The organism is Dyadobacter fanqingshengii, from assembly GCF_023822005.2.
Lineage (GTDB): Bacteria > Bacteroidota > Bacteroidia > Cytophagales > Spirosomataceae > Dyadobacter > Dyadobacter fanqingshengii.
The window spans coordinates 2,439,455-2,465,052 of the sequence record NZ_CP098806.1; the positions used below are offsets into that span (position 1 = coordinate 2,439,455).

Annotated in this window: 24 protein-coding genes and 4 tRNA genes; 17 read left to right on the forward strand and 11 right to left on the reverse strand. The window is 44.4% G+C overall.

All coding sequences use genetic code 11. The annotated features are described in order from the left end of the window. Nucleotides 1–212 precede the first annotated feature (212 nt). Nucleotides 213–1,016 (forward strand): hypothetical protein, encoded by an 804-nt coding sequence (locus tag NFI81_RS10120; protein WP_234612570.1) that lies wholly within the window; start codon nucleotides 213–215, stop codon nucleotides 1,014–1,016. Between the two features lie 7 nt (nucleotides 1,017–1,023). Here NFI81_RS10120 and NFI81_RS10125 read toward each other — a convergent pair whose 3' ends face one another. Both NFI81_RS10125 and NFI81_RS10130 read right to left on the reverse strand, forming a co-directional pair. Continuing rightward, nucleotides 1,024–1,764, reverse strand: coding sequence for a hypothetical protein (locus NFI81_RS10125; protein WP_234612568.1), 741 nt, complete (start codon nucleotides 1,762–1,764; stop codon nucleotides 1,024–1,026). Then, entirely contained in the window at nucleotides 1,764–4,181 is a 2,418-nt protein-coding gene (locus tag NFI81_RS10130; RefSeq protein WP_234612566.1) for a glycoside hydrolase family 9 protein, read from the reverse strand. The genes NFI81_RS10125 and NFI81_RS10130 overlap by 1 nt, the downstream gene beginning before the upstream one ends. A gap of 274 nt (nucleotides 4,182–4,455) precedes the next feature. On the opposite strand from NFI81_RS10130, the gene NFI81_RS10135 reads away from it, so the two are divergent. Then, nucleotides 4,456–4,671 carry a hypothetical protein gene (locus NFI81_RS10135; RefSeq protein WP_234612564.1) on the forward strand — a complete coding sequence of 72 codons (216 nt, stop codon included), beginning with the start codon at nucleotides 4,456–4,458 and terminating at the stop codon, nucleotides 4,669–4,671. A 177-nt stretch (nucleotides 4,672–4,848) separates the two neighbouring features. Further along, nucleotides 4,849–5,007 (forward strand): hypothetical protein, encoded by a 159-nt coding sequence (locus tag NFI81_RS10140; protein WP_234612563.1) that lies wholly within the window; start codon nucleotides 4,849–4,851, stop codon nucleotides 5,005–5,007. Nucleotide 5,008: 1 nt separating this feature from the next. Here the strand turns inward: NFI81_RS10140 and NFI81_RS10145 are convergent, their stop codons facing one another. Both NFI81_RS10145 and NFI81_RS10150 read right to left on the reverse strand, forming a co-directional pair. Then, nucleotides 5,009–5,281, reverse strand: a complete 273-nt coding sequence (locus NFI81_RS10145; protein ID WP_234612562.1) for a hypothetical protein — start codon at nucleotides 5,279–5,281, stop codon at nucleotides 5,009–5,011. A gap of 129 nt (nucleotides 5,282–5,410) precedes the next feature. Then, on the reverse strand, nucleotides 5,411–5,605 hold the full coding sequence (locus NFI81_RS10150) for a hypothetical protein (RefSeq protein WP_234612561.1): 195 nt from the start codon (nucleotides 5,603–5,605) through the stop codon (nucleotides 5,411–5,413). A gap of 165 nt (nucleotides 5,606–5,770) precedes the next feature. On the opposite strand from NFI81_RS10150, the gene NFI81_RS10155 reads away from it, so the two are divergent. Beyond that, complete coding sequence (locus tag NFI81_RS10155; RefSeq protein ID WP_234612560.1) at nucleotides 5,771–6,193, forward strand: hypothetical protein; 423 nt, start codon at nucleotides 5,771–5,773, stop codon at nucleotides 6,191–6,193. A 79-nt stretch (nucleotides 6,194–6,272) separates the two neighbouring features. Here the strand turns inward: NFI81_RS10155 and NFI81_RS10160 are convergent. The 3 genes from NFI81_RS10160 to NFI81_RS10170 form a co-directional block, all read right to left on the reverse strand. Continuing rightward, nucleotides 6,273–6,346: transfer RNA gene (locus NFI81_RS10160), tRNA-Arg, on the reverse strand. Nucleotides 6,347–6,416: 70 nt separating this feature from the next. Further along, a tRNA-Pro gene (locus NFI81_RS10165) sits at nucleotides 6,417–6,490 on the reverse strand. Nucleotides 6,491–6,565: 75 nt separating this feature from the next. Continuing rightward, nucleotides 6,566–6,652: transfer RNA gene (locus NFI81_RS10170), tRNA-Ser, on the reverse strand. 130 nt (nucleotides 6,653–6,782) lie between these two features. Between NFI81_RS10170 and NFI81_RS10175 the strand changes: the two genes are divergently transcribed. The 11 genes from NFI81_RS10175 to NFI81_RS10225 all read left to right on the forward strand — a co-directional run bounded on the left by NFI81_RS10175 (nucleotide 6,783) and on the right by NFI81_RS10225 (nucleotide 20,335). Next, complete coding sequence (locus NFI81_RS10175) at nucleotides 6,783–7,745, forward strand: vWA domain-containing protein (protein ID WP_234612559.1); 963 nt, start codon at nucleotides 6,783–6,785, stop codon at nucleotides 7,743–7,745. Nucleotides 7,746–7,783: 38 nt separating this feature from the next. Beyond that, nucleotides 7,784–8,503, forward strand: coding sequence for a tetratricopeptide repeat protein (locus NFI81_RS10180; protein ID WP_234612558.1), 720 nt, complete (start codon nucleotides 7,784–7,786; stop codon nucleotides 8,501–8,503). Between the two features lie 16 nt (nucleotides 8,504–8,519). Then, nucleotides 8,520–9,452: a phosphoribosylaminoimidazolesuccinocarboxamide synthase gene (locus NFI81_RS10185; protein WP_234612557.1), complete on the forward strand. Its 933-nt coding sequence runs from the start codon at nucleotides 8,520–8,522 to the stop codon at nucleotides 9,450–9,452. A 56-nt stretch (nucleotides 9,453–9,508) separates the two neighbouring features. Further along, the gene (locus NFI81_RS10190; RefSeq protein ID WP_234612555.1) at nucleotides 9,509–9,931 is read left to right on the forward strand and encodes an STAS domain-containing protein; all 423 of its coding nucleotides are present in this window, start codon (nucleotides 9,509–9,511) and stop codon (nucleotides 9,929–9,931) included. A gap of 396 nt (nucleotides 9,932–10,327) precedes the next feature. After that, nucleotides 10,328–14,911 (forward strand): glutamate synthase large subunit, encoded by a 4,584-nt coding sequence (gltB, locus tag NFI81_RS10195; RefSeq protein WP_374759453.1) that lies wholly within the window; start codon nucleotides 10,328–10,330, stop codon nucleotides 14,909–14,911. A gap of 63 nt (nucleotides 14,912–14,974) precedes the next feature. Further along, entirely contained in the window at nucleotides 14,975–16,483 is a 1,509-nt protein-coding gene (locus NFI81_RS10200; protein WP_234612553.1) for a glutamate synthase subunit beta, read from the forward strand. Between the two features lie 127 nt (nucleotides 16,484–16,610). Continuing rightward, the gene (locus tag NFI81_RS10205) at nucleotides 16,611–17,234 is read left to right on the forward strand and encodes a polysaccharide deacetylase family protein (RefSeq protein WP_234612552.1); all 624 of its coding nucleotides are present in this window, start codon (nucleotides 16,611–16,613) and stop codon (nucleotides 17,232–17,234) included. Nucleotides 17,235–17,285: 51 nt separating this feature from the next. Next, nucleotides 17,286–18,287 (forward strand): glycosyltransferase, encoded by a 1,002-nt coding sequence (locus NFI81_RS10210; RefSeq protein ID WP_234612551.1) that lies wholly within the window; start codon nucleotides 17,286–17,288, stop codon nucleotides 18,285–18,287. Nucleotides 18,288–18,298: 11 nt separating this feature from the next. Next, nucleotides 18,299–19,063, forward strand: a complete 765-nt coding sequence (locus tag NFI81_RS10215) for a TatD family hydrolase (protein ID WP_234612550.1) — start codon at nucleotides 18,299–18,301, stop codon at nucleotides 19,061–19,063. Nucleotides 19,064–19,088: 25 nt separating this feature from the next. Continuing rightward, a complete protein-coding gene (locus NFI81_RS10220) occupies nucleotides 19,089–20,162 on the forward strand; it encodes an asparaginase (RefSeq protein ID WP_234612549.1) in 1,074 nt (357 codons plus the stop codon). Nucleotides 20,163–20,248: 86 nt separating this feature from the next. Then, nucleotides 20,249–20,335, forward strand: a tRNA-Ser gene (locus tag NFI81_RS10225). A 45-nt stretch (nucleotides 20,336–20,380) separates the two neighbouring features. Here NFI81_RS10225 and NFI81_RS10230 read toward each other — a convergent pair. From NFI81_RS10230 to NFI81_RS10240, 3 genes are all read right to left on the reverse strand, one after another. Continuing rightward, nucleotides 20,381–20,665, reverse strand: coding sequence for a Cif family virulence factor (locus tag NFI81_RS10230; protein ID WP_234612548.1), 285 nt, complete (start codon nucleotides 20,663–20,665; stop codon nucleotides 20,381–20,383). Between the two features lie 617 nt (nucleotides 20,666–21,282). Then, nucleotides 21,283–23,166: a T9SS type A sorting domain-containing protein gene (locus tag NFI81_RS10235; RefSeq protein ID WP_234612547.1), complete on the reverse strand. Its 1,884-nt coding sequence runs from the start codon at nucleotides 23,164–23,166 to the stop codon at nucleotides 21,283–21,285. Between the two features lie 318 nt (nucleotides 23,167–23,484). Continuing rightward, nucleotides 23,485–23,868, reverse strand: a complete 384-nt coding sequence (locus tag NFI81_RS10240; RefSeq protein WP_234612546.1) for a winged helix-turn-helix transcriptional regulator — start codon at nucleotides 23,866–23,868, stop codon at nucleotides 23,485–23,487. Nucleotides 23,869–24,009: 141 nt separating this feature from the next. Here NFI81_RS10240 and NFI81_RS10245 point away from each other — a divergent pair, with 141 nt between their 5' ends. Next, complete coding sequence (locus NFI81_RS10245; protein WP_234612544.1) at nucleotides 24,010–24,801, forward strand: SDR family oxidoreductase; 792 nt, start codon at nucleotides 24,010–24,012, stop codon at nucleotides 24,799–24,801. A 21-nt stretch (nucleotides 24,802–24,822) separates the two neighbouring features. Then, nucleotides 24,823–25,146, forward strand: coding sequence for a nuclear transport factor 2 family protein (locus NFI81_RS10250; RefSeq protein ID WP_234612542.1), 324 nt, complete (start codon nucleotides 24,823–24,825; stop codon nucleotides 25,144–25,146). 8 nt (nucleotides 25,147–25,154) lie between these two features. On the opposite strand, the gene NFI81_RS26390 is transcribed toward NFI81_RS10250, so the two are convergent. Continuing rightward, nucleotides 25,155–25,478 carry an SDR family NAD(P)-dependent oxidoreductase gene (locus tag NFI81_RS26390; RefSeq protein WP_256549267.1) on the reverse strand — a complete coding sequence of 108 codons (324 nt, stop codon included), beginning with the start codon at nucleotides 25,476–25,478 and terminating at the stop codon, nucleotides 25,155–25,157. Nucleotides 25,479–25,598: the final 120 nt, after the last annotated feature.

Here is a 25,598-nt window from a genome sequence, read left to right on the forward strand (position 1 = left end):
CGGTTGCCAACTTGTAAGATACACTAATTAACAATGGAAAGCTAACTAAGTGGGGCAAACAGGACAAATGTTCTTAAACCCTTCATTAACCGCAGGATAATTGATCCGAAGCCGCTGGGTAAACGAGAGCAGCTGTTCGTCCTCATTCTAAAAATTCAAGTCGCAGCATTCGCCTTATTGCGACATCTTTTTACGAAAACCGTAATGTTATTATGACAAAAAAACTATTTTCTTTTCGACTGCCAGCGCAGATCCTCCTCCTTTTATCAGTTGCTATTTTTTCATGCGGAAAAAGGGAGCTTAGCCCGCAAAATGATGCTCCTGTCAACGCCGAGGCTCATTCTAATGCATTTGTCGTGAGTCAGGCACTTTCGCAAACCACAATGCCCGGCTACGACATTACGGACATACAATACAATGCCGACCATTCACTCAAAAGCTACCGCACGGAAGGCGGCACTTACACGACCAATGTGACATATGCGCCCAACAAGGTGATTTATACGACCATCTTCAGTGGCATAAAGAGCTCCGACATTGTTTATGACCTTGTTAACCAATATGCTGTGAAAAAACTCGAAACATTTTACACCAGCGGCGGGAATGTTTCCGACATAATCCAGACCGACTACATTTATCAGGCTGGTAAAGTGGTTAAAGAATATTATCGCGAAAACAATTTACCAGATGGCTACCTGGCTTACTACTATGACGATCATAATGTTACGTTTCAAGAGCGTTACGACGCGGACGGCAATATTGTAAACAAAACGAGCTACGAATACTATCTGAAACACATGGATAAGTCAACGGTTTTCAGCCAGTTCAATTTTAAAATGGATGCAAAATTGTTTCCTCAAAGATCGCTGAATCTGGTTGAAACAAAATATTTGAAGAAGCCTGGCAAAAACCCTGTTGCCACACATTACACATACGTTTTGAACGGCTCCGGTTATCCCGCGAGCGGCAGTGTCACAGGACCCGATCCTTACAACTGGACCAGCATCTGGCAGTAGGTGAATGTTATTGAACCAGTAACTTATGCGTATATAACCGATATCCGGATTGGTTGCTGATCTGTAAAATGTAAAGATCTTCCGGCAAGCCTGATGTGTCAAAACGGGTGATTTCGTTGGATTTCAGGTCGAATTGTCGGCGGCGCATTCCACGCTTGTCGATGAGTTCACCCGTTAGAGTATTTCCTTTTTCCAGACTTTTGGTGTGTATTTCATAAAAGTTTTGCTGCTTTCGCAAAACTTTTATTTTAACTCCGTTGCATGGATCTGCTGTATGAACTGTCCGCGTCAATTCGTATTTACCGTCGAGGTCAACCTGTTTGAGCCTGTAATAGTTGTGAGGGCCGGGTAAGGAATCCGAGAAGGCATATTGCTGTCTTATTCTGCTTGATCCGGAGGCAGTTACGCGGCCAATATCTTCGAATGTCTCTCCGTCCAAGCTGCGTTGCACAGTGAAGTAGGCTGCATTGGTTTCCTCGCTGGTCGTCCAAAGCAGGTCCACCTGACATTGTTCGGCCCGGGCTTCAAAACTTTCGAAACGGACCGGCAGCACATCATTTGTTGCCGTACTGAAAAATGCAAATGGCGCGATTGTTACGGCGATTTCCTGAACGGTAAATTCAGACATTTCCACGGCTTCCCGCGCATCCGTATAGCGACGAAGCACCGGGTAAGGATCTTCCTTTTTAAAACCATACGGATAGCGATTTAAAGAATCCTGAATGGCAAAACTGGAAGGCCTGTTCATCACGAGCGAAGCAGCCGGGCCAAACACCGGAATGCCGGGAACGGGCGTCGTAAACTTGTCTTTAACCGTGGACCAATGTAAAGGGGCTTCGGTGAATTTTTACCAAAACCCGTTATCATGGTTTTGGACAAAGGATTGTTGCCCAATGGAATATCCAACTGAATTTTCGCAAGATCCAGCAGTTCCGGCTTCGACAACAAAAAGCTAAACATAATGTAATCAAATGCATAACTCTGCGCCATTCCAAATGTGCCATAGCCAACATAGCCTTTAAACGGATGATATGCCCCATGATAGGCATGAATATCCATCGTCCTTTTATTATAGTTCATTAAAACCTCCTCGTTCAGCTTGGCTTTGAATTCTGTAACCAGCACATTATCAACCGGAAATTTAGTTGTTGCATATGCCCAGGCAGCTTTAAATGTGTGCTGTGACCAGCTCATGGTCGCGTGAAACTGATGCGGGATTTGTGCATAGTAATCTAGAAAAGCCGTGTGATAAGGCTGCTCACCCGTTGTTTTATAAAGTTCTGCCGCGGCCCAGGCACGATTATCCAGATCGATGGGATCAGGATAAGGCCCGGCTGAAATGCCCGGAACATTCACAACGGGAGAGGTTTCGGGATGCTGTTGCAGAAATGCCCAGGCCTTCTTGGCCAGGCTTAGGCAGTTGTTTGCGTAATCGGGAAGATATTTTTTGAAATTTCGGGACGCCACGGCCATCGCTGCTGCAAAAAGGGCGGTGGATTGCGTGGTTTTTTCGGAAACATATAGTGCATTAAGTTCTTCCTCAGGCAACCCGGTGGACCACGTTGCAGGCGTAACGCGGAAGTAGACTCCGCCGTCTGGCGCCTGCATTTGTTTCAGCCAATCGGTTTCATACTTTATCTCGTCCAGAATATCCGGAATGTTGTTGCCACTTTCGGGAATGTTGTAATAATCGTCCGGGAATTTTTGCGGATATAGTTCGTGTGCGGTAAACAAAATAAATAAGGCGCTTGCAGCAGTGGGAACATAACGCCCATAATCGCCCGCGTCCAGCCAGCCGCTCGTCATTGGGATGTTAGTTCCGACAGGAAAATCGGAAGCATTATTCAGCGACGAAGAAGCATGTGAAGCATGAATCTCCGCAGTTGTTGCAGGCAAAGCGCCGCGCTGCCAGTTTTCCGCATAAGGCCCATCCAGCTTGCCGGTTCTTTGGTAATACAAAGCCCGCGCAGTCTGCTTGTACAAATTGTCGTAGACATCGTCGGCAATGACGAATGTTTCGGAACGGCCATATCCCTCAACATATAAATAATACGTTCCCGGCGTGTTAAAATCAGAAAAATCCAGATCAAAAACCAGCTCGCCGCTAAATGTAGAATCCGCTTTCAAAAACTGGCTTGTGCCACTGAAAACAATTTGATCTGACTCATTCCTAACCTGGAAAACTGGTGTATTAACCGTATCAACTGGCATAAACCAGGCATCGCCAAGAAAATTCCCAAGCTTGCCCAATTTAGGACCGGCTGGCAAATAACCAACCTGGTTGGCTTTTACATTGCCATAAATTTCGGTGTCATTGAAAGTAAATGTTGTATCAAGATGAGCTGCATTGCCCGACAAATCCTTAATATCATTCACCGTCAGGTTATATACGCTGCCTATTTTTACTGGTTCATTGACAATTAAGAAGAGCTCATAATCAACTATTGGAGCTCCTGATGGAGAAAGCAATGCTGCCACCTGATGATGTCGTCCGACTTTAACGGGATTTCGAAGAACCTGATAGTCAGGATCTGTCTGGCTTTTCAGACCATAATTACGAACCTTGTAACATCCGGTTGTATCAAACCGCTCACTAATGCGGATTTTTAGCACTTGATCAGACACAGGCTGCAACATAAGATTGGGTGATTGTAAATCTACAACCTGAATGTTATCCACAAAGAAGAATAGCTGATTAACAGTTGTTGTCGCAAACTCCAAATATTCGATCGAACTAAGATCATAACCCTGCTTTTTCAGCACATTAAGCGGGATTCTAACCTCCTTATAATCAGTCGAAATACCGCCTCCGCTTTGTATGTAAGGAACCAGATCAACCCAATTGCTTTGCGCGAAATAAGTTGTAAACCGAATGGAAGTCGTTTGCCCATTCTGATTCGATTTAATGTAGAAACGCAATTCATTAAAACCAGAAATATCTGCCCGCCAGGCATTGCTACAATTAAACCCGATTTTCGAAGTATGAAATTGATCCGGTTCAGCCCGAAAGCAAGCATTCCCATCATACGCATCGGCCCCGGAAATAACAGATCCATAAGCCTTATTGCAATTGGCCGGATTTGCTTCCCCATCCCAAAGCGTTTTCGTTTGTGAGAAGCATGGCGTCGCGACGACAGCCATCAGAAAAAACAATATTTTACACATATCAGCACTTGAATGTTTGTATTCAGCAAGCGCTAAATCAGTGCCATGAGAGCGGGTTTCAGCCCACTAGTTTTCCGGCGGAGGGTTTGAATGATTTATCGGTAAATTATCGGGAATCGGGGATTTGCCGGAAGAAGATTGCAAATTATAAGCTACACTTATAATCCACATAATGAGATAGTTAAGTTAAAAATCACTTAAAATTTATTGACCTTTCCGGAAGAAATACATAGCTTTACTTTTCTAATTTTTCAAATCGTTCGCCACACTAACCATGGAAATTTCAAACTGTAAGTCAGGTCATTTTAAGAAAAACGACTGGGATTCAATTATCTCCGCTGCTCTTTCTTCATCTTGTGGAGGAGCATTTTTAGGCGGGAGTTTATTCAACATGCCAGGCGCGCTGATTGGCGGAGCGGTTGGAATATTTGTTGAAATCTGGCCATTTCTACGATTGAAAAATTCACAAACTCCGAATGAAACCCTATAGTTAATTTCTTCTGAGTTTGTGAACTTACTACATGTTGTCTTAGACGAGATCCTTGTTCCTCGAATCATTTTTATTCTGGCATTTATTGCTAGCATTCTCTACCTTATTGTTTACAAGTGTCAAAATCGCTTCCAGGAAACTAATCTTTCTGGATTCATTGGCACAGGCTTTCAAATCATGTCAATCATAAGCGGCTGCAAGCTTATCATTCGCGTGCTGATCGAGCTCCATACGATGGAAATGGACAAGTTTTACACCGGCTACGGCGGGGCAACAGTGATTTGGATTTCGATCGTCGCTTTGAACAAGAGGTTGAGCCAAACGGAACGAGTCTAAATCATTTTCGGAGCACATTAATACATCGATCAAACCTTTCCAGCCGCATTATAAATGATGATATCCTAAGACCGTCAGCATTATCCGCACGATTTTTCATCAACTCATTCAAATAACAAACCGGTCCGCAAGCATCACCTTCATCAAAGAATTCCCGGATACAGGTAACTAATTGCTCTTGTTGAGCAGCTAGCATTTCATGCTTTATTTTACTTATTGGAGTGCTTTTATAACCTTGTTCATAGTTCGCTTTTAATTCTTCGGCTGTTCGCATACATTTACAATGTTTGATTATTACTGATTAAACTTCCCGGAGCGTCTCGGCCTCGTAAACTTAGAAGCTCCGGGTTTTTATTTATTATTGATAGTTTGGGAAACTCAAACTTTTTTAAGCAAAAAAATATCACTCCGGAATAAATGTGACAATCGTCTTAACGTCCACTGTCCCAAACTCGGAAAGAATTTGTTTCATCCTCTTTTCGGAAATGCCTAAGTTATAAGTGTAGTCTCTCCAGGCATTTTTCAAATGTCCAGTCTTTCGATTAGGTGGCAATGCCGGATATATTTCTGTGATCCACCATTTAAATGCCTCCTCCATTGAGGTAAAATGTTTCATTGGTTCAAAGATGCAATAAAAGTTTGGATAACTCAAACTTTTATTGCATTATTCTAGAATTCCTCGGACAGTAGAATTTATTTTAATTATGAAATTGCCTGCAGAATTCAGTAATTCAGCTTCACAGTTCATTTAATGACATTTTCCATGCTAAAAATTCTAGCTTTCCTAATCTTGGCAATCGTAACCACATTGAGCGCGCAAGAGGCTCCGAAAAACTCCAAGGTAATAATAGTCACTGTCGATACAACTCAGCGCGAAGACCTTTACAAAACTTTGGCTCAGCACCTTATAGATCAAGGATATGCCTTGGATAAAACAGATAAAGATTTAGGGCTTATTAGCACCGAACGTAAAGCTGCGAAAGGATCAATAGAACTAAGGATATTTGCGTCAATCCGTAGAAATGAAATTCGATTCACAGGCAAGCAGTTCTTGATAGGGTTTGATAAGTCGGAATCCGACATTGTTAATTTTGGAATGAAAGGCTCAATGAACAAAATCACCTTCAATGAATTACACCGAGTTGCAAAGTCAATGCCTAACATTGCATTACGCTATGAGCAATAATCAACCTTAATAACGTCACCTTCATTGTACTGCAAATAAAAAAGGGTTAGCCAAATTAGCTAACCCTTTAATTTTCAAGTGATCCGGATGTGATTCGAACACATGACCTGCTGCTTAGAAGGCAGCTGCTCTATCCAGCTGAGCTACCGGACCGTAATCAAAAAAATAGGCAGTCAGCGATTCGCAGTTTAATCTGCTACGGCCTAACTGCCTAAACCTTGTGTCGGGGAGACAGGATTCGAACCTGCGACCCTCTGGTCCCAAACCAGATGCGCTACCGGGCTGCGCCACTCCCCGAGGTATTTTACTTGCTAAGCTGATGTCTCGATTTCGTCAATTGTCAGCTCCTCTTTTACTCTTTTTAGATCGGTGTAGAGGAAGCGGGATTCGAACCCGCGGTACCCTTGCGAGTACGGCAGTTTAGCAAACTACTGGTTTCAGCCACTCACCCATCCCTCCTTCTTTCCGTTCTGGGTTGCAAATATAGAAGGTTGCCTCTCAGAAAAACAAACATTTCCTTAAAAAAACTTTATCAGAAGCTACAAATGCCTATTTTTGGCAAAGTTTAAATTACCCCAAAGCGTTCATTATGAACTGGAATTACCCCTTTGAGACCACTGAATATTTATTTATATTTTTTTTCATTTTAATCTACACAGCCTACATAATACGTACAGTCCGCATCGCCCGGCAACTACAAACAACCGCAAGAACACTTATCCTCAAACTCTTTTTACGCACCATTTCTTTTTCCTTATTGATCATCAGTCTGCTCGGACCTTCATTTGGCGAAGCCGACCGGCAGGTGCAGTCGAAAGGGAAAGATATTTTTATGATTGTTGACCTTTCCAGGTCCATGGATGCGGCTGATGTAACGCCTTCCCGGCTCGAAAAAGTGAAGTTTGAAATGAACCGGTTTGTGCAAAATGAAAGGGCAAACCGGATCGGGATCATTATTTTTTCTAATGAAGCATTTATTCACGTTCCGCTAACTTATGATGGCGCAGCTTTGGAATTGTTTATTCAATCCTTACAAACGGATTTACTCGCAACAGGCGGGACCAACATTTGTGATGCTACGGAATTGGCTTACAGCAAATTAATGAACGCTGCCGACCCGGACGGACGCTCCAAAATGATGATCCTGTTTACGGATGGCGAGAATAACGCTTCCTGCAGCGGCGCACTTTATAACAATTTACGCAGATTTGGAATTGGTGTTTACACAGTTGCGGTCGGCACGAAGGTGGGCATCAGCATTCAGCAGAACGGAAAGCCTTTGATGGATAAAAATGACAAGCTGGTGATCAGCAAGCTGGACGAAAATTTCCTGAAGACAATGGCCACGGCTGCCAGGGGCACTTATTATGAGCTTAATAATGCTAAAAATGAGATGCCGAAACTCACTAATGACGTGAACCAGGCGGAGGGCACATTGGTGGATTCGCGGACCATCACGGTGGTAAGTAACAAATACTACTATTTCCTGGGCGCTGCCCTGGTCTTAATCCTGCTCGATGTTTTAATTACTATCGGAACGTTCCGACTATAAGGATCAATGCTTATTTTTGCGTCTCAATGTGACCGCATATGACCGCAATAATTCTTTATGTCTTGCTCTGGCTCTGGGATAATCGGACTTTCGATTCCATTACCAAAGCAAACGAGCGGAAACTGGGTGCGGAACAGGCGTATAATAATAAACAGTTCAAACAATCAGCCGACCTGTATTACCAGATCACTTACGGCTCGATATTTTCGGACCCGGCTGCGCGGCTAAATCTCGCCCACTCCTATTATCAGATGGGCAACTATAAGTTGGCGCTGAAACATTACGAGTTACTGGATCACATTGATAATAACACCATTGCATCCATCGCAAACACCCAGATCGCGTTAATCAAGGTAAGCGAAAAAGACACCGCGAATGCACTTGACTATCTCAAAACAGCGCTGCGTCTTGAACCAGCCAACGGGTTGGCGAGGAGTAACTATATTGTTTTGAAAAAAGCGTTTTCGGGGATTGACGAGCCATCTGATCTCAATAATAAAAAGAAAAAATCGGAACGGGAGGCAGTTGCCGAAACCAGTAGCCTGACGCCGCCAGAGCCAAAACCGGAGACGCGGGAAGTGGCCGAAGACGTTCAAAAAGAGGAATTGCTCAAAAGTTTGAGGGAAATGAATATGTCAGAAGAGCAGGCGCGTGCCATATTGGATGCCATGAAATCAAACGAATCCCAATATATTTACCAGCTCAGGCGGAAGCAATACAAGCAGAAAACAGCAAAACGAGACGAAATAGAATGGTAATTTTTCCTATAAAAAGATGAATAGCATCCCAGAAACCAATTTTCAATTTCCTGGCCAGACAGGCTTTTACAAAGGCAAAGTACGCGACGTTTACTCCTTTGAAAAAAAACTTGTGATGGTTGCCAGCGATCGCATCTCTGCTTTCGACGTGATTTTGCCCCGGGCGATTCCATATAAAGGACAGGTTTTGAATCAGATTGCTGCACATTTCCTGAATGCAACGTCGGGGATTGTCCCCAACTGGCTCGAAGAAGTGCCAGATCCCAATGTGAGCATTGGCTTGAAATGTCAGGCTTATCCGGTGGAAATGGTGGTGAGGGGATATCTGGCAGGACACGCCTGGCGCGAATATTCACTTGGAAAGCGCTCTGTTTGCGGCGTTTCTTTGCCCGATGGATTAAAGGAAAACGACAAACTTCCCGAACCGATCATTACGCCAACGACGAAGGCGCACGAGGGACACGATGAGGATATTTCGCGGGAAGAAATCCTTGCCCAAGGGCTTGTAAGCGAAGATGATTACGAGCATTTGGAAAGATATACGCTGGCGCTTTTCGCAAAAGGCACCGAAATGGCTGCCGATCAAGGCCTTATATTGGTAGATACAAAATATGAATTCGGTCAGCTGGATGGGGTTATGTATCTCATTGATGAAATTCATACGCCTGATTCCTCACGTTATTTCTACGCAGACGTTTATGCTGAAAATCAACGGGCAGGATTGCCCCAGAAACAGCTTAGCAAGGAATTTGTAAGGGAGTGGCTGATACAGAACGGTTTCCAAGGCAAAGAAGGACAAACTGTGCCGGTTATGGACGACGAACGCGTTCAACTTATCTCCGATCGCTATATAGAGTTATTTGAAAAAGTAACGGGAAATAAATTCCAGAAGAACAACCTGGACAACCCGCTAAAACGAATCGAAAACGCAATCCTGAGAACCTTGTAATCACCGTTCTGTTGATATTTTATTAAAAATATTGTTTTGACGAAACAAACATTGAGATGAACTATAAACTGGAAAAGAAAGAACAATTCGTATATATTGAGCTGGAAGAGCCTGCATTTGCAGGTGACATTCCGGCAGCATTTGAAGAAACAGCTCGCGGGATTTTCCGTGAAGGATATCATAACCTGATCGTAAATATGCAACCGGTGAAGTCTGTGGACGCGGTTGGAACAACGGTTTTGAAAAAAATCAACTGGTTATGTGCCAATGACCTTGGCCTGCTGGTAATCGTGACCCGGGATGATGATTTTATGGATTTGCTGGAAGATCTGAAAATTCCTGACATGCAAGTGTTACCATCAAAGGAAGAAGCGATAGACGCCGTTTTCATGCACAGTCTCGAAAATGAATTTGGTGCGGGTGATGATGGTTATGATGAAGAAGACTATGACAATGTGAGCGAGTCCAAAGAGCCGTAACAGGCCATTTTTCAGCTCAAATTTCTTAAATATTGACGTCTGGCTTTTATAAAGTCCGACGTTTTTTTTGGTGTTTCAGCTGATTTTATTAATTTAACAAGACGCTATTTGCATTTCGGGAAGATGGATAAATGTCACATTTCGATTGCGAATTTATCAACTAATCATAACAAGCGCTGATCTTTTATCAATATTTCCATATTAATTGTGACAAAAAAATCAAAAATCTATACAGATAGAAAATTTTGCCATTTCCGTATTCGGCCAAATATCTTTTATGGTTATCTTGCGTGGCTTTACCCTATTCATAACGCGAGAGCGGTTTAGCGCAAATTTTAAATTGCTTATTTAAACAAATTCTATTTACGAATTTGTCAACTCTAGAATCTTCGATTAATGTCGCAAATGTCTGAACCAATGGTAGAAAATCAGGGACTGTACCGTCCGGAATTTGAGCATGATGCATGTGGTATAGGTTTCCGGGCTAACATCAAGGGCCGCAAGTCACACCAGATCGTGGCTGACGCCATTCACATGCTTGAACGCATGGAACACAGGGGTGCCACTGGTTTTGATCCAAACACGGGTGATGGTGCAGGCATTTTGATTCAGATTCCACACGAGTTTTTTGTTGAAGAATGTTCCAAATTAGGCTTTCAGCTGCCTCCCGCAGGTGAGTATGGCGTCGGAATGATTTTCTTCCCGGGCAACGAAACCATGCGTGAGGAATGCCGTGACATTCTTAGCCGCAAAGCGAAAAAGCTTGGACTACATATATTAGGTTACAGAAAAGTGCCGACATTGAACAACACGTTAGGTGAAGGCTCATTGTCTGTTGAACCGCATGTTGAGCAATTGTTTATCAAACGTCCTGATGAAGTTACGGACGATCTTGGCTTCGAAAGAAAATTATACATCCTGCGCCAGGTTTCTGCACGGATGATTAAAGATACTGTGAAGGGCGTTGGCAGAACATTCTATTACTCGTCCCTTTCCTGCCGCACAATCTCATACAAAGGACAGCTTACGACTGCCCAACTTAAATACTATTTCCCGGATCTGGAAAACGAATCGGTGGTTTCGGCCCTAGCGGTTGTACACTCTCGGTTTTCTACCAACACATTCCCGTCCTGGGAATTGGCTCAGCCGTTCCGCTACATTGCGCACAATGGCGAGATCAACACCGTAAAAGGTAATGTAAACTGGATTCGTGCCGGTGAAAAATCATTTGCTTCTGAGTTTTTCAGCAAAGAAGAAATGGACATGATCGTTCCGATTTGCGACAGAAATCAATCTGACTCCGCAAACCTGGACAATGCCATCGAATTGCTTCACCTTTCGGGCCGCTCATTGCCACACGTAATGATGATGCTGATTCCCGAAGCCTGGGACGGAAACGAGCAGATGGATCCGGAACGCAAAGCATTCTACGAATATCATGCGGCGATGATGGAGCCCTGGGATGGTCCGGCTTCTATTTCATTCACGGATGGTAAAATGGTGGGCGCTACGCTTGACCGAAATGGCCTTCGCCCCTCTCGTTACTGGGTTTTGGACGATGACACCATCATTATGGCGTCTGAGGCTGGGGTTTTGGATGTGGATCAATCGAGAGTAGTTACAAAAGGCCGCTTGCAGCCAGGTCGCATGTTTGTGGTGGATATGGAGCAAGGCCGTATCATTCCGGATGAAGAGGTTAAGGCGGCAGTTTGTTCAAGTCAACCTTATCAGAAATGGCTGGATGAGAACAAGTTGCACGTAGACCAACTGGATCACCCGATCAGAACTTACCGTGCTTACGACGACAATGCATTGCTGAAACGTCAGGTTGCATTTGGTTATACGTCAGAAGATTTGCGCATGATTCTGGCTCCTATGGGGCAAACAGGTCAGGAAGCAATCGGCTCCATGGGAACGGATGTGCCTTTGGCGGTGCTTTCGGAGCAAAGCCAGCATTTGTCCAATTATTTCAAACAGCTTTTTGCACAGGTTACCAACCCACCCATTGACTCGATCCGCGAACGCTCGATTATGTCGCTGATCTCTTTTGTGGGAGGAACTGAAAATATATTAACTGAAACGCCGAAACATTGTCGTCAGATTGCGCTTCCGCACCCGCTTTTGTCGGTGCAGGAGTTTGATAAATTGCGTTTTGTAGACAAAGACGGCTTCCAGGCGAAAACGATCAACACTTATTTCCGTGCGGACGAAGGTGGAAAAGCGCTGGAAAGAGCATTGGAGCGCATTTGCCGTTATGCAACGGATGCGATCGATGACGGATTCGAAATCCTGATCCTTTCCGACCGTGCGATCGACTCGGATCACGCGCCAATTCCTTCGTTATTAGCCACTGCAACCATTCACCACCATTTAATCCGCGAAGGGTTGCGAGGAAAAGTTGGGTTGTTGGTTGAAGCGGGAGACGTTTGGGAAACGCACCATGTTGCCGCATTGATCGGTTATGGCGCAGCCGGAATTTGCCCTTATATGGCATTTGAAACGCTTGCTTTCATGAACCGCCAGAAAATGATTGAAGGCGAGTTTACGGATGAAAAACTGCATTACAACTACATTAAGGCCATTAACAAGGAGCTTTTGAAGATTTTCTCTAAAATGGGAATTTCGACATTGCAGTCTTACCAGGGCGCACAAATCTTCGAATGCGTTGGTTTGAATAAAGATGTGGTTGACAAATATTTCACAGGAACCATTTCCAGGATTAGCGGAATGGGCATTTCTGAGATTGCGCGTGAAATTCTGGTGCGTCACAAAGTGGCTTACCACGAAACGCCGGATTCCAAACCAAAGCTGGAAGTGGGTGGATTTTATCAGTGGAAACAACGCGGAGAAGCGCACATTTTCAACCCGGCTTCTGTGCATTTGTTACAGCAATCTACCAAAACAAACAGTTACGAAACATTCAAGAAATACTCAAAACTGATTGACGATCAAAGCCATAAGGCGTTAACACTTCGTGGATTGCTGCGTTTCAAGAAAGGAACGTCTATTCCAATTGAAGAAGTGGAGCCGGTGGAGAGTATTTTCAAACGCTTTGCTACGGGAGCCATGTCATTTGGTTCTATTTCTTGGGAAGCGCACACCACATTGGCGATTGCCATGAACCGAATTGGTGGAAAATCCAACTCGGGAGAAGGTGGCGAAGACGAACTGCGCTACACGCCACTGGCGAATGGCGACAGCATGAATTCGCAGATTAAGCAGGTTGCTTCCGGACGTTTCGGGGTTACGAGCCATTATCTGAGCAATGCGGGCGAGTTACAGATTAAAACAGCGCAAGGCGCAAAACCGGGCGAAGGTGGACAGCTTCCAGGCTTTAAAGTGGATGACTGGATCGGCCGCACGCGTCACTCGACGCCGGGTGTAGGCTTGATCTCCCCCCCGCCCCACCACGATATTTACTCGATTGAGGATTTGGCTCAATTGATTTTTGACCTTAAAAATGCAAACCGTCAGGCTCGGATCAGTGTGAAACTGGTTTCGGAAGCAGGCGTTGGAACAGTTGCTTCGGGTGTTGCGAAAGCGCATGCGGACCACATTCTGATCTCCGGTTACGACGGCGGAACGGGTGCTTCACCATTGAGCTCGATTCGTCACGCTGGTTTGCCTTGGGAACTTGGACTTGCAGAAACGCACCAGACTTTGGTTAAAAATAAATTGCGCGGACGTGTTACGGTTCAGGCTGACGGTCAGCTTCGTACGGGTCGTGACCTTGCGATTGCTGCGATGCTTGGCGCAGAAGAATGGGGTGTGGCAACGGCGGCACTTGTGGCTGCGGGTTGTATTATGATGCGTAAATGCCATTTGAACACCTGCCCTGTTGGTGTTGCAACACAAAATAAGGAATTGCGCGCATTGTTCTCGGGCAAGCCAGAGCACGTGGTGAACATGTTCCATTTCATGGCCGAAGAGTTGCGCGAGATTATGGCGCAACTTGGTTTCCGGACTGTAAATGAAATGGTTGGCCAGGCTCAGTATCTCGAACTGCGCAATGATATCAAACATTGGAAATACAAAAACCTGAATTTTGACGCCATCCTGTATAAAGAAGGTGATCTTTCAGTGGCTCAATTCAAGCAGGAAGAGCAGGATCATGGTATTGATAGCATTATTGACTGGGATCTGATCAAAGCAGCGCAGCCCGCATTGGATAGTCAGGAGGAAATTTATGCTGAGTTTGCATTAAATAACCTGAACCGTTCGGTGGGCACAATGCTTTCGAATGAAATTTCTAAGAAATACGGCGGACCGGGGCTTCCAAAAGGAAACATTCATTTCAAATTCCGCGGCACTGCCGGACAAAGCTTTGGTGCATTCAACACAGCCGGACTTCGTCTGGAACTGGAAGGTGATGCCAATGATTATTTCGGAAAAGGCCTTTGCGGTGCCGAGCTGATCGTTTATCCAGACCGCGATTCGAAATTCAAGCCGGAAGAGAACATTATCATTGGTAACGTTGCTTTTTACGGCGCTACTTCGGGTGATGCTTACATCCGGGGAACTGCCGGAGAGCGTTTCTGCGTGCGTAACTCAGGTGCAAAAGTGGTTGTAGAAGGTGTGGGTGACCATGGTCTGGAATATATGACAGGTGGTTTGGCTGTAATTCTTGGTGAAACGGGCAGAAACTTCGCTGCTGGGATGTCTGGCGGTGTGGCTTATGTTTTGGATAAAAACGGCACATTTAAAGAAAAAGTGAACATGGAAATGGTTTCGCTCGATCCATTGAATGAAGAAGATCAGGGCATCCTGCGTGAATATCTGGATAAACATTTCCAATACACGACCAGCAACATTGCATTCCAGCTGATCCAGAACTGGGAACAGTCAGTTAAGCAATTTGTGAAAGTGCTGCCTGCGGATTTCAAGAAGGCATTGGAAGGACGCAACATTACGCTTGCACAGCAGATTGCGGATAAAAATGTGGTTTACAAAGATATCGTGGTGGATGTAGTTCATCAATAAGCGGTTACCAACATTAAAGCAGTCATTTTTCATTAGAATAACGATTTAATAAGCAATATAAGAATGGGAAAACCAACCGGATTTTTGGAGTTTGAAAGGGAGTTGCCAAAGAAGAGAAGCATTGATGAACGTCTTTCGGATTACCGTGAGATTGAAACTGCCCCTACCGACTCTCATTCCAAACAGCAGGCAGCTCGTTGTATGGACTGCGGAATCCCTTTTTGCCACAATGGCTGTCCGCTGGGCAACATTATCCCTGAGTTTAACGATGCGGTGTTTGATGAAAACTGGGCGCTGGCTTACGAAATCTTATCGTCAACCAATAACTTCCCTGAGTTCACAGGTCGCATTTGCCCTGCTCCATGCGAAGCTTCTTGCGTGCTAGGCATTAACAAGCCGCCGGTTGCGATTGAATACATTGAAAAAGCGATCATTGAAAAAGCTTTTGAGCTCAATCTTGTCAAACCAAGAATACCTAAATTCCGCACAGGCAGAAAGATTGCCGTTGTGGGTTCAGGACCTGCGGGAATGGCTGCTGCTTACCAGCTTAATCAAGCCGGACATGCAGTTGTTTTGATGGAACGGGCTGACAAAATCGGTGGACTGGTTCGTTACGGAATTCCTGATTTTAAATTAGAAAAAAGCATTATCGACCGTCGTTTGGCGGTGATGGAAGCCGAAGGCATTGAGTTTCGCACGAATGTAAACGTAGGCGTAACGGTGAAAGCGAATGAACTGCTTGACGAGTTTGATGCAGTGTTACTAACCATGGGTTCAACGGTTCCAAGAGATGTGAAAATCGAAGGCCGCCATCTGAAAGGCGTTCATTTTGCGATGGAATTTCTTAGTCAGCAAAACAAACGCAACGCCGGCATTAACCCGGAAGTGGATCACCGCGGCGCTCCTTATACGAACGGACAGATCATTGCAAAAGATAAACATGTTGTCGTTATCGGTGGCGGTGACACAGGATCTGACTGTGTAGGAACTTCCGGACGTCATGGCGCAACTTCAATTACCCAAATTGAATTAATGCCAATTCCCCCAAAAGACCGCGATGCGAGCACACCGTGGCCAAATTGGCCCATGATGTTGCGGACTTCAACTTCGCATGAGGAAGGCTGCGACAGACATTGGTCTATCAATACAAAGGAATTTGTAGGCGACGAAAATGGTAATTTGAAAGAATTGAAAATCGTTGACCTTGATTGGCAAAAAGATCCCGAAACGGGCCGTTTGCAAATGAGAGAGGTTGCCGGAAGCGAAAGAAACATTCCTTGCGACCTGGCTTTTCTGGCTGCCGGATTTTTGCACCCGCAACAAGAAGGCCTGTTAAATGATCTGGAAGTGGAGTTTGACGAGCGCGGTAACATCAAAACCAATGGTTACCAGTCGACTTCCAATGAAAAAGTATTTGCAGCCGGCGATTGCCGCCGCGGACAATCTTTGGTTGTTTGGGCGATCAGTGAAGGCCGTGAAGCAGCCAGAGCGGTTGATGAATATCTGATGGGCGTGTCGTTCCTGGAAGCGAAAGCGGTTTCTATGTTCAACCCCGCATTTGCGCATGCATAAAGGAAACCAGAAGGGCTCTTAAACGCTCTGACATATTATTGTGATAAGAAAGCTGCTCCAAACGGGCAGCTTCTTATTTTATATCCCTTTATATTTGGACATTCATGCCCGACATCAATACTAAATAATGTTTTTACACCATTCGCCTTTCTGGCTGAAAGCATTCTTTCCAGGCTTTGTCTGGCACATTCCTACGCAGGAGAAAAAGATTTTCCTGACATTTGATGATGGACCTATTCCTGACATTACGGAGTCGGTTCTTGAAACACTGGCTCAATTCAAAGCCCGGGCCACTTTTTTTTGCATTGGAAACAATGTTCAAAAACACCCGGATATCTTCCAGAAATTGCTTGATCAGAACCATTCGATTGGTAATCACACGTTTAACCATATGAATGGCTGGAAAACAGAGGATGATCTATATCTGGAAAACATAAAACAATGCGACACGGCGCTCGATTTGCCCACGAATCTTTTCCGGCCCCCTTATGGACGGATCAAGAGAAGCCAGTCGCGGGTTGTTAGAAAGGAACGCCGGATCATTATGTGGGACGTTTTGAGCGGAGATTTTTCCAAAGAGATCACAAAGGAGGTTTGTTTGGGCAAATCAATTCAGTATACGCGGCCTGGCTCAATTGTTTTGTTCCACGACAGCGTTAAAGCGGCGCCTAACATGCAATATGTGCTTCCCAGGTTTTTAGAACATTTCATTAATGAAGGATTTACATTCGAAGCAATGGCGATGAAGTGAGGCAGAAGCTTTTAAATCAACACTTTATGACCGTAAAATTTAGACCATTACATGCTTCAAACAGGCAATCGCATTAAGGTAAGCGTGCTCGTTGCGGCACGTAACGAGGAAAACAATATTGAAAGATGTCTGGAATCGCTGAATGAGCTCAATTTTCCAAAAGAAAACATTGAAATCATTATCGGTGACGACAATTCTGATGACTTGACAGAAGAGCTCGTTGCGCGATTTATTTGGGATAAGCCACAATTCAAATGCATTAAGATCACAAAGCAGTTAGCCGGATTAAAGGGAAAAGCAAATGTGCTGGCACAGCTGGCACACGAAGCAACAGGTGAATATTTTTTTTACTGTGACGCCGACATTGCTGTTCAGCCGATTTGGATCACACAAATGCTTGCTCATTTCAGGCGGGAAACGGGCGTTGTGATTGGTGTAACACGGATGAAACATGTCCATTTGCTTGCCGATTTGCTCTCCATGGAATGGCTGTTTGCGCTGACTGCAACCCGATTTTTCTCCTTATTCAAGATTCCAATCACCGGCATGGGCAATAATATGGCCGTTACGCGGGAAGCCTATTTTGCAATCGGCGGATACGAAAAGATCGGCTTCTCCATCGTTGAAGATTACACGCTTTTTATGGGCATTGTGAAGCAAGGTTTTGATTTTCAAATGGCTTATAAACGTGAAGTAATCAGCATCTCGGAACCTATGAACACTTTTCATGAACTGTTACGGCAGCGAAAAAGGTGGATGCAAGGCGTAATGGATTCTTACTGGCTGACGCGATTAAGTCTGTTCGTTTCATCGTTAATTGTGCCAATTTTGCTGCTTATCTCCATTTGGCTTCCTATAAACCCGCTGTCCAGCATTATTCAATATTACATCCTGATCACCGGCATTTCCCTGACGGCGGTTCTTATGCTCAGACAATTCGATCTTTGGAAAGCCGCACTGCTTTTTTGGTTTTATATGGTCAGCATTGGGTTAATTATGCTTGTTAACTATTATTTGCCGAGCAAAACAATCTGGAAGGGAAGAGAATATTAAATTTAAAATAAATGATTGAAACCCACGCACATATATACAGTGACGATTACGCAAACGATCGCGAAGCAATGCTCGATAGGGCCTGGAATGCGGGAATAGAACAAATATGGATGCCCAACTGCGACCACTCGACGATTCCAGGAATGATGGAACTGGCCGCGCGATTTCCGGGTAAATGCCTGCCGATGATTGGCTTGCATCCCACTTATGTAAAGGAGGATTTTGAAAAAGAACTGCTTATCATGGAAGAATGGCTGGAAAAAGCCAGCTTCATTGCCATAGGTGAAATAGGGATGGATTTATTTTGGGATAAAACACTCCAGGAACAGCAGGCAGAGGCATTTCTATATCAGTGCAAACTGGCTAGAAAACACGATCTGTGGATCGACATTCATAGCCGGAGTGCGTTTTGGGAAACAGTTAAATTGATTGAAGAATTTGGTGATCCCAAACTAAAAGGCATTTTCCATTGCTTCACCGGAACGCTTGATGAGGCTAATAAGGCCATTGAACTGGGTTTTAAACTTGGGATCGGCGGCGTGGCCACCTTCAAAAACGGTGGGCTGGATAAGGTTATTCCGTTCGTGGATCTGGAACATTTGGTACTGGAAACCGATGCGCCTTACCTGGCTCCTGTCCCTTACCGGGGCAAAAGAAATGAAGTTGCTTACATTGATCTCGTTGCGCAGCGCGTGGCCGATTTGAAACAGCTTTCTAAACAGGAAATTGTGAAGGCAACGAGCGACAATGCGAGAAATATGCTCCAAAAAGCATAGCGGCATTCCCTAACGCAATCCAAAAATGTCATATAACAAAATACACATCAACCCTATTTCTCCGGAACCGACCGTAGGCTCAGTCCTCGTCATTTACACCGGCGGAACATTGGGAATGGTTTACGAAGCCAAAGGAAAACAGCTCGTTCCATTCAATTTCGACCAGATTATCGATCGCGTCCCCGAGATCGGCAGGCTGAATTTCGACATCACGTTCCTCTCCCTTTCCCAACCCATCGACTCGTCGAACATGAACCCGGAAATATGGATAGAGCTCGCCGGCATTATTGAGAAGGAATATGCGAGCTATGACAGCTTCGTGATTTTGCATGGCACGGACACCATGGCCTACACTGCCTCTGGGCTGAGTTTTTTACTGGAAAACCTGAACAAGCCCGTAATTCTTACAGGCGCCCAACTGCCGATCGGCGTGGCGCGTTCAGATGCCCGGGAGAATGTGATCACCGCATTGGAACTCGCAGCGGCCATGGATGAGCGAGGTCAGCCTATGATTTCGGAAGTTTGTATCTATTTCAATTCCCTACTCCTGCGCGGAAACCGGAGTAAAAAACGGGAAAGTTCAGATTTCAACGCATTCCATTCCGAAAATTATCCCGCCTTAGCCAACGCAGGCGTGCGTATTGAATACAATTTGCCCTACATTAAACCGCACGATCCAGGTTTGCATTTGACTGTCCACAAAAACATGGATAACCGGGTTGCATTCCTCAAAATGTTCCCTGGCATAGGCCCATTAGTAGTCGATTCTATATTGAATATCAATGGATTAAGAGGCATAGTTCTGGAAACTTACGGCGCTGGCAACGCCACCACGGCTCAATGGTTCCTCGACGCAATCAGTAACGCAATTGCAAAAGACATTATCATTTTCAATGTTTCCCAGTGTGACGGCGGACGTGTAGCCCAGGGACATTACGAAACCAGCCGCTTCCTCAAACAAGCAGGCGTCGTTAGCGGCTCAGACATCACCGCCGAAGCTGCGATCTCAAAAATGATGTACATTTTTGGCAAGGAATCCGACCCAAAAAATTGCGCAGAAATGCTGGCAAAGCCGCTGCGCGGCGAAATGAGTGTTTAAAAATGTTTCAACAGATCACATTTAACATACATTTCGATTTGCATTTCAGGTCATAAAACTTATCTTTGCACCCCTTACCACTATACAGAGAGGTGTCCGAGTGGTTGAAGGAGCTACCCTGGAAAGGTAGTATATGGGTAACTGTATCGAGAGTTCGAATCTCTTCCTCTCTGCAAACAAGAATAGCAAAAAGCATCAAAAGCCTGTAAATCATACATTTACAGGCTTTTTCGTTTTTCAGATTTAGTCAAAATTTGCAAATAATCGCAATATCTAGGTGAGCATCGGGTGAGCAGTTCGGAACTATAAAAAAAGTGCTCACCTAAACTGCTGTAACATCTTAAGGCCTCTTTTCCTTCAAGTGAATCAACTTTCCCCCCGGTTGCCAGCCGAATCATTGGTGTTGTAACTACAATATCATTTGAATAATGTTCTAAAATCTGGTGAAGGTTGTGAGAATTCCATGACTCCATCCATTTATGGGCAAACGCTTGTACATCCATGCAGGGCATTATTTTAAGTTGAAGTCGATCTTCAATAAACTAGTGTGTGGCGTGTTGACTTAAAGTATGTCATGTGAAGAAGCAACCAGTTCAATACATCAATTTGTGGCAAGGTTTCCAGACCACTTTCATCCCTTTGCTGTTGGACTGTGTAGGTCACTTTACTAAGATCAGCTTATTTGCCTTTTAAATTATGAATGATGCTACACTAGATATCCACTAGTCTTCTTTCATTGCAACACCCATTCAAATAAACAACGTTTGACGCTTGCTTGCTATTTTTTGTCAAGCAAGTGAATCACTCGCTTTTCAAGCTTTTCACAGGATCCATCAGTGCTGCTTTGACACTTAGGAGCTAATGGTTTGGCCCGCAATGATGATTGTAGCAACAATTGACATAAGGAATATGGGCATGCCGATATTGACGTGATAGGCAAATTCTTGCAGCCACTTATCCATGAAAAACCACGCCAACGGAGCTGCAATAAACAAGACACCGACGATTGGCCATATGAATTGGTTAAAGAATAGGATTACAATGCTGCTGACAGAAGCGCCCAGCACTTTTCGGATATGCTACTAATTATTGTGCAAATAATTGAGCAGCCCCTCCGTTTCTACTGTCCTATGGCTATCTTTCGCGTCACCTTGCTACCATCAGCAAGGGTTAAGTTGATGAAATATATTCCTGGCTTAAATGTCTTGGAGCTGATTTCCTGGGAAGGACTTTGCCCAGAGCTATAAAGCACTTTGCCCCGGCCATTGAGGATGTTCAAATCTTTAACTTGCGACCAGTCACTAGTCTGGAATTTAATGGTTTCTACGGCTGGATTTGGGTACACTGAGATATCAAATCCGATATAAAACTTAACAACTTCAATCTTCGAATATGTGAAAGAACCGTCAATGTCGATCATTTTCAGCCGGTAGTAGTTATCGCCTCTTGTTGGGTTGGGGTGTGTAAACTGATAGCTTTTAAGGGCATCACTTTCGCCTTTTGCCCCTAGCATTCCGATTTGCTGCCAAGTTATCCCATTTTGGCTATGCTCGACTTCAAAGCGGTCGCTTTGGGTTTCAGAGCTTGTTTGCCAGTGAAGGTTTATTCCTGCTAACTCCGTTTCTGCGGTAAAGTTTATAAGCCTGACCGGAAATGAGACTTCTGAGGCAAGTTTTACAATCCAGTAGTCTAAACCGCCGCGCTGTGGCTCTGTTTTATTGCCACCAGTATTAGAAAACGAAATACCCGCCAGCAAATATCCACCATCCGCTCCAACACATGCGGCTGCAAGCCAGTCATTTGAACCGCTACCGATCGTCTTATCCCACTTTAACTGCCCATTCCCATCTAATTTCACAATCCAATAATCTTGTTCACCAAAACTATCTTCTGACTTGTCACCCCGGGCGTTTTGGTTTGTAAACCCGGCAAGCAAATATCCTCCATCAGGCGTTTGAACTATTTTTCTAAGTTCATCCAATCCTTCACTGCCATCAATGTCCGGAGTTGTACCAACGACTTCATCCCATTCGATTTCATGATTTTGGTTGAGTTTTATAATCCAATATTGGCCGGACTCCGCGTCCTCAGACTGGTCTTCATTTGCAAATGCATATGTCCAGCCACCCACTACATACCCTCCATCCTGTGTCTGCTGAATATCCTGTACAAGAGAAAATGCATAATCAACACCAATAAGATCTGACCATTCTTCTACACCACTACTATTAAGTTTCATGATGTAAAAGGGGCCTCTTGAATCTTGTGAGTGTGTTCCGCCGACAATAAAACCTCCGTCTGATGTAAGATTTATACACGTTGCCCGGTCATATCCAGTAGTTCCGGCAATTTTATCCCAGAGCAAGTCACCACTTGCTGATAGCTTAACTATCCAAAAATCTGATCCGCCCGCGCCAAGAGGGCTCGCAGTTTTATCGCCGCTCAGGCCAGAAATAGAGTTACCAACGGCAATGAATTCTCCACTCGCTAACTGCCTGACTGCAACGAGCGTCTCTTCCGAGTTGCCTCCCAGTGTTCTATCCCATTCAACAACTCCCTGAGGGTTAACCTTGATTATCCAATAGTCATTGAGCCCCCTGCCCGCTTCTGATTTTTCACCGTAGACATCCGAAGTAGACACACCGCCCAAAATGTAGCCGCCGTCTGTGGTTTGCTCGACAGAAGCAAGTCGATCATTGCCTGACCCTCCATACGTTTTATCCCATTGAATATCTCCGTTGGCTCCTATCTTGACAATCCAAAAATCAGGTGCAAATCGTGCGTCTTGTCCTCCACGTATGTCTTCGGATTTCTCATACTCCGCATTTGAGCTGGATGATCCAGCGAGAATATATCCACCGTCGGCAGTAGGAAAAATATCATATAAAACATCAATACTCAGTCCACCGAGGGTCCTATCCCATTCGATTGCGGGCTGTGCAACTAGATCTGTGGAAAGACTAAAACATATAATTGAAAAAAAACATAGCAAAAGTTTTCTCATAGCTTAGTACATGTTGATTTTGACAAATAAGTGCTTAGAGACTGAAAGCCAGCAGCTCATGCCATATACTGCCCGAAGAATATACTATGCACCCCTTAAAAGCAACATTCCAAATACCAGACTAATTGCTATTGTCCCGGCTTGCATATCATAATGAAATATGTTTTTAGCTGAAATATCACAGTCGAACCTTTACAAATCACTTAAAAAGATGTCTGGATCATTTAAATTAATCAAGATACTCAAGTGAAGAAAAGCAGATGCTCAGCGATTTCTTTTGAAAAGCGAATTAAATGGGTACAAGATCTCGAAAATGGATCAGCTTTTGGGTACGTCAATATCAGAACTTACAACATGCCTCAAAATCACATTCCGCAACCGCTCTTCGTGTTCATCGCTCCATTGCCCCAATGTGGCAATCACGGGGATTAACGTTTTTCCAAAATCAGTAAGGCTGTATTCTACTTTTGGCGGTACGACGGGATAAATTTTCCTTGTAACCAGTTCATGATCTTCCAATTCTTTCAATTGGATATTCAGAACCCTGCGGGAAGCGTCGGGGATTTTGCGTTGCAGTTCGCTTGGGCGTTGATAACCCTGGTCAATAAACCACAGCAAGCGGATTTTCCATTTGCCATAAAGCACTTCACCGATCAGGTCAAGTCCGCAATTCAGGTTTGGTGTTGTCTTTCTTTCATACATATTTCAAAATTAAGCGTATGTATCAGTTAGTGCAATAGGGGATCAATTTATCCCTATATGAATCGTAATTCCGTACTTGTCTAAACTTCATTTACACGCCAATTTTGTCCTATCATTCATTTTTAAGCAAAGGACAATACAATGGAACAGTTTAATTTCAACAATGAATTATCAGCCAAGATTGCTTTGGTAACAGGGGGTACAAAAGGAGCCGGAAGAGCAATTGCAGAAAGGCTTTTACAAGCTGGCGCAACCGTTATTATTACCGCAAGGAACGCACCGGAAGAGCAAAACGAGAAGTTGCATTTCATTTCCGCTGATTTAAGTAAGGCAGACGGATCACAAAAGGTCGTAAGCGAGGTGCTATCCGCTTATGGAAGGCTGGATATTCTGGTAAACAATCTTGGATCGTCATCAACGCCTGCCGGTGGATTTGCTGTATTGAGTGATGAAGATTGGGAATCAACGCTGCAAGCTAATTTGCTTGCCCCGGTTCGGCTGGACAGAGGATTTTTACCACAAATGATTGATCGAAAAAGTGGTGTTATCATTCACATCGCTTCCATACAGGGCATACTGCCTTTGTACGATTCAACTTTGCCATACGCAGCCGCAAAAGCAGCATTGAGAAACTACAGTAAAAGCTTATCCAACGGGGTTGCGTCTTCAGGTGTTCGCGTGCTGACTGTTTCCCCAGGCTGGATTAATACGACAGCATCAGAAGCCTGGCTGGGCGAACTTGCAAGAAATGCAAATAGTACAGTAGAAGAAGCGCAACAAGGTGTAATGGATGCATTAGGAGGAATACCGTTCGGAAGACCTGCCCAACCAGAAGAAGTGGCTGAATTTGTTGGCTTTTTGGTTTCGCCAAGAGCGAGTTACCTCACAGGGACAGAATATGTCATTGACGGCGGAACTGTACCCACTATTTAACAACCTCAAAAAAACACAAAAATGAACTTACCAAAGGCAGTTGCCGATTTAGTAGAAACGCAAAACAACTTTGATAGCGTTGCATACGCAAATTGTTTTTCTGAAACAGCCGTAGTTTTCGATGAAGGAAAAACGCACAACGGAAAAAAAGAAATAGAGCGTTGGATAGCGGATTCTAACGAGCGATACAAGGCGACAATAAAGCCTGTCGGCTTTGAAGAAAAAGAAACGGAAAGCCTTTTGATGGCAGAAACTTCGGGAAATTTTGAAGGAAGCCCTATTGTATTAAGCTATCATTTGGAAATAGTTGATGAATTGATTCAGTCGTTGAAAGTCACAGGATAATTGGTCGACTACCAGGGGAGTACCCCATTAGGCCCGAAAAAGCCTCCGTTAGCAGCTTCCAAGTTCATAGTTGCATACTTTATGGGCACTGCTGCGCCTTCCTGCGTACTTAGCGTTCCTGTATTATCGTTGAGCTCAGTCCGAATGTGCCCAGGTTCGACAGCATATACCTTTATACCGAAAGGGCCAAGTTCCTTGGCAAAAGCGGCAGTGATCATATTCAGTGCTGCTTTTGAAGCCGAGTAGCCCATGAAATTGACTTGTCCATAAATAACATTAGGATCTGAGCTCAGGCCGATAGAGCCAACAATACTACTGAACTGGATTTTCACCTAAGTGCATATCGACGAAGTTTTTTTTGAAATTAATTACTGAAATTCTTACTTACCTATTGATGTGTATGTTTGGGCTAAACTGTCAAATTACAGTTTAACGTGTGCCATTTCTATTTA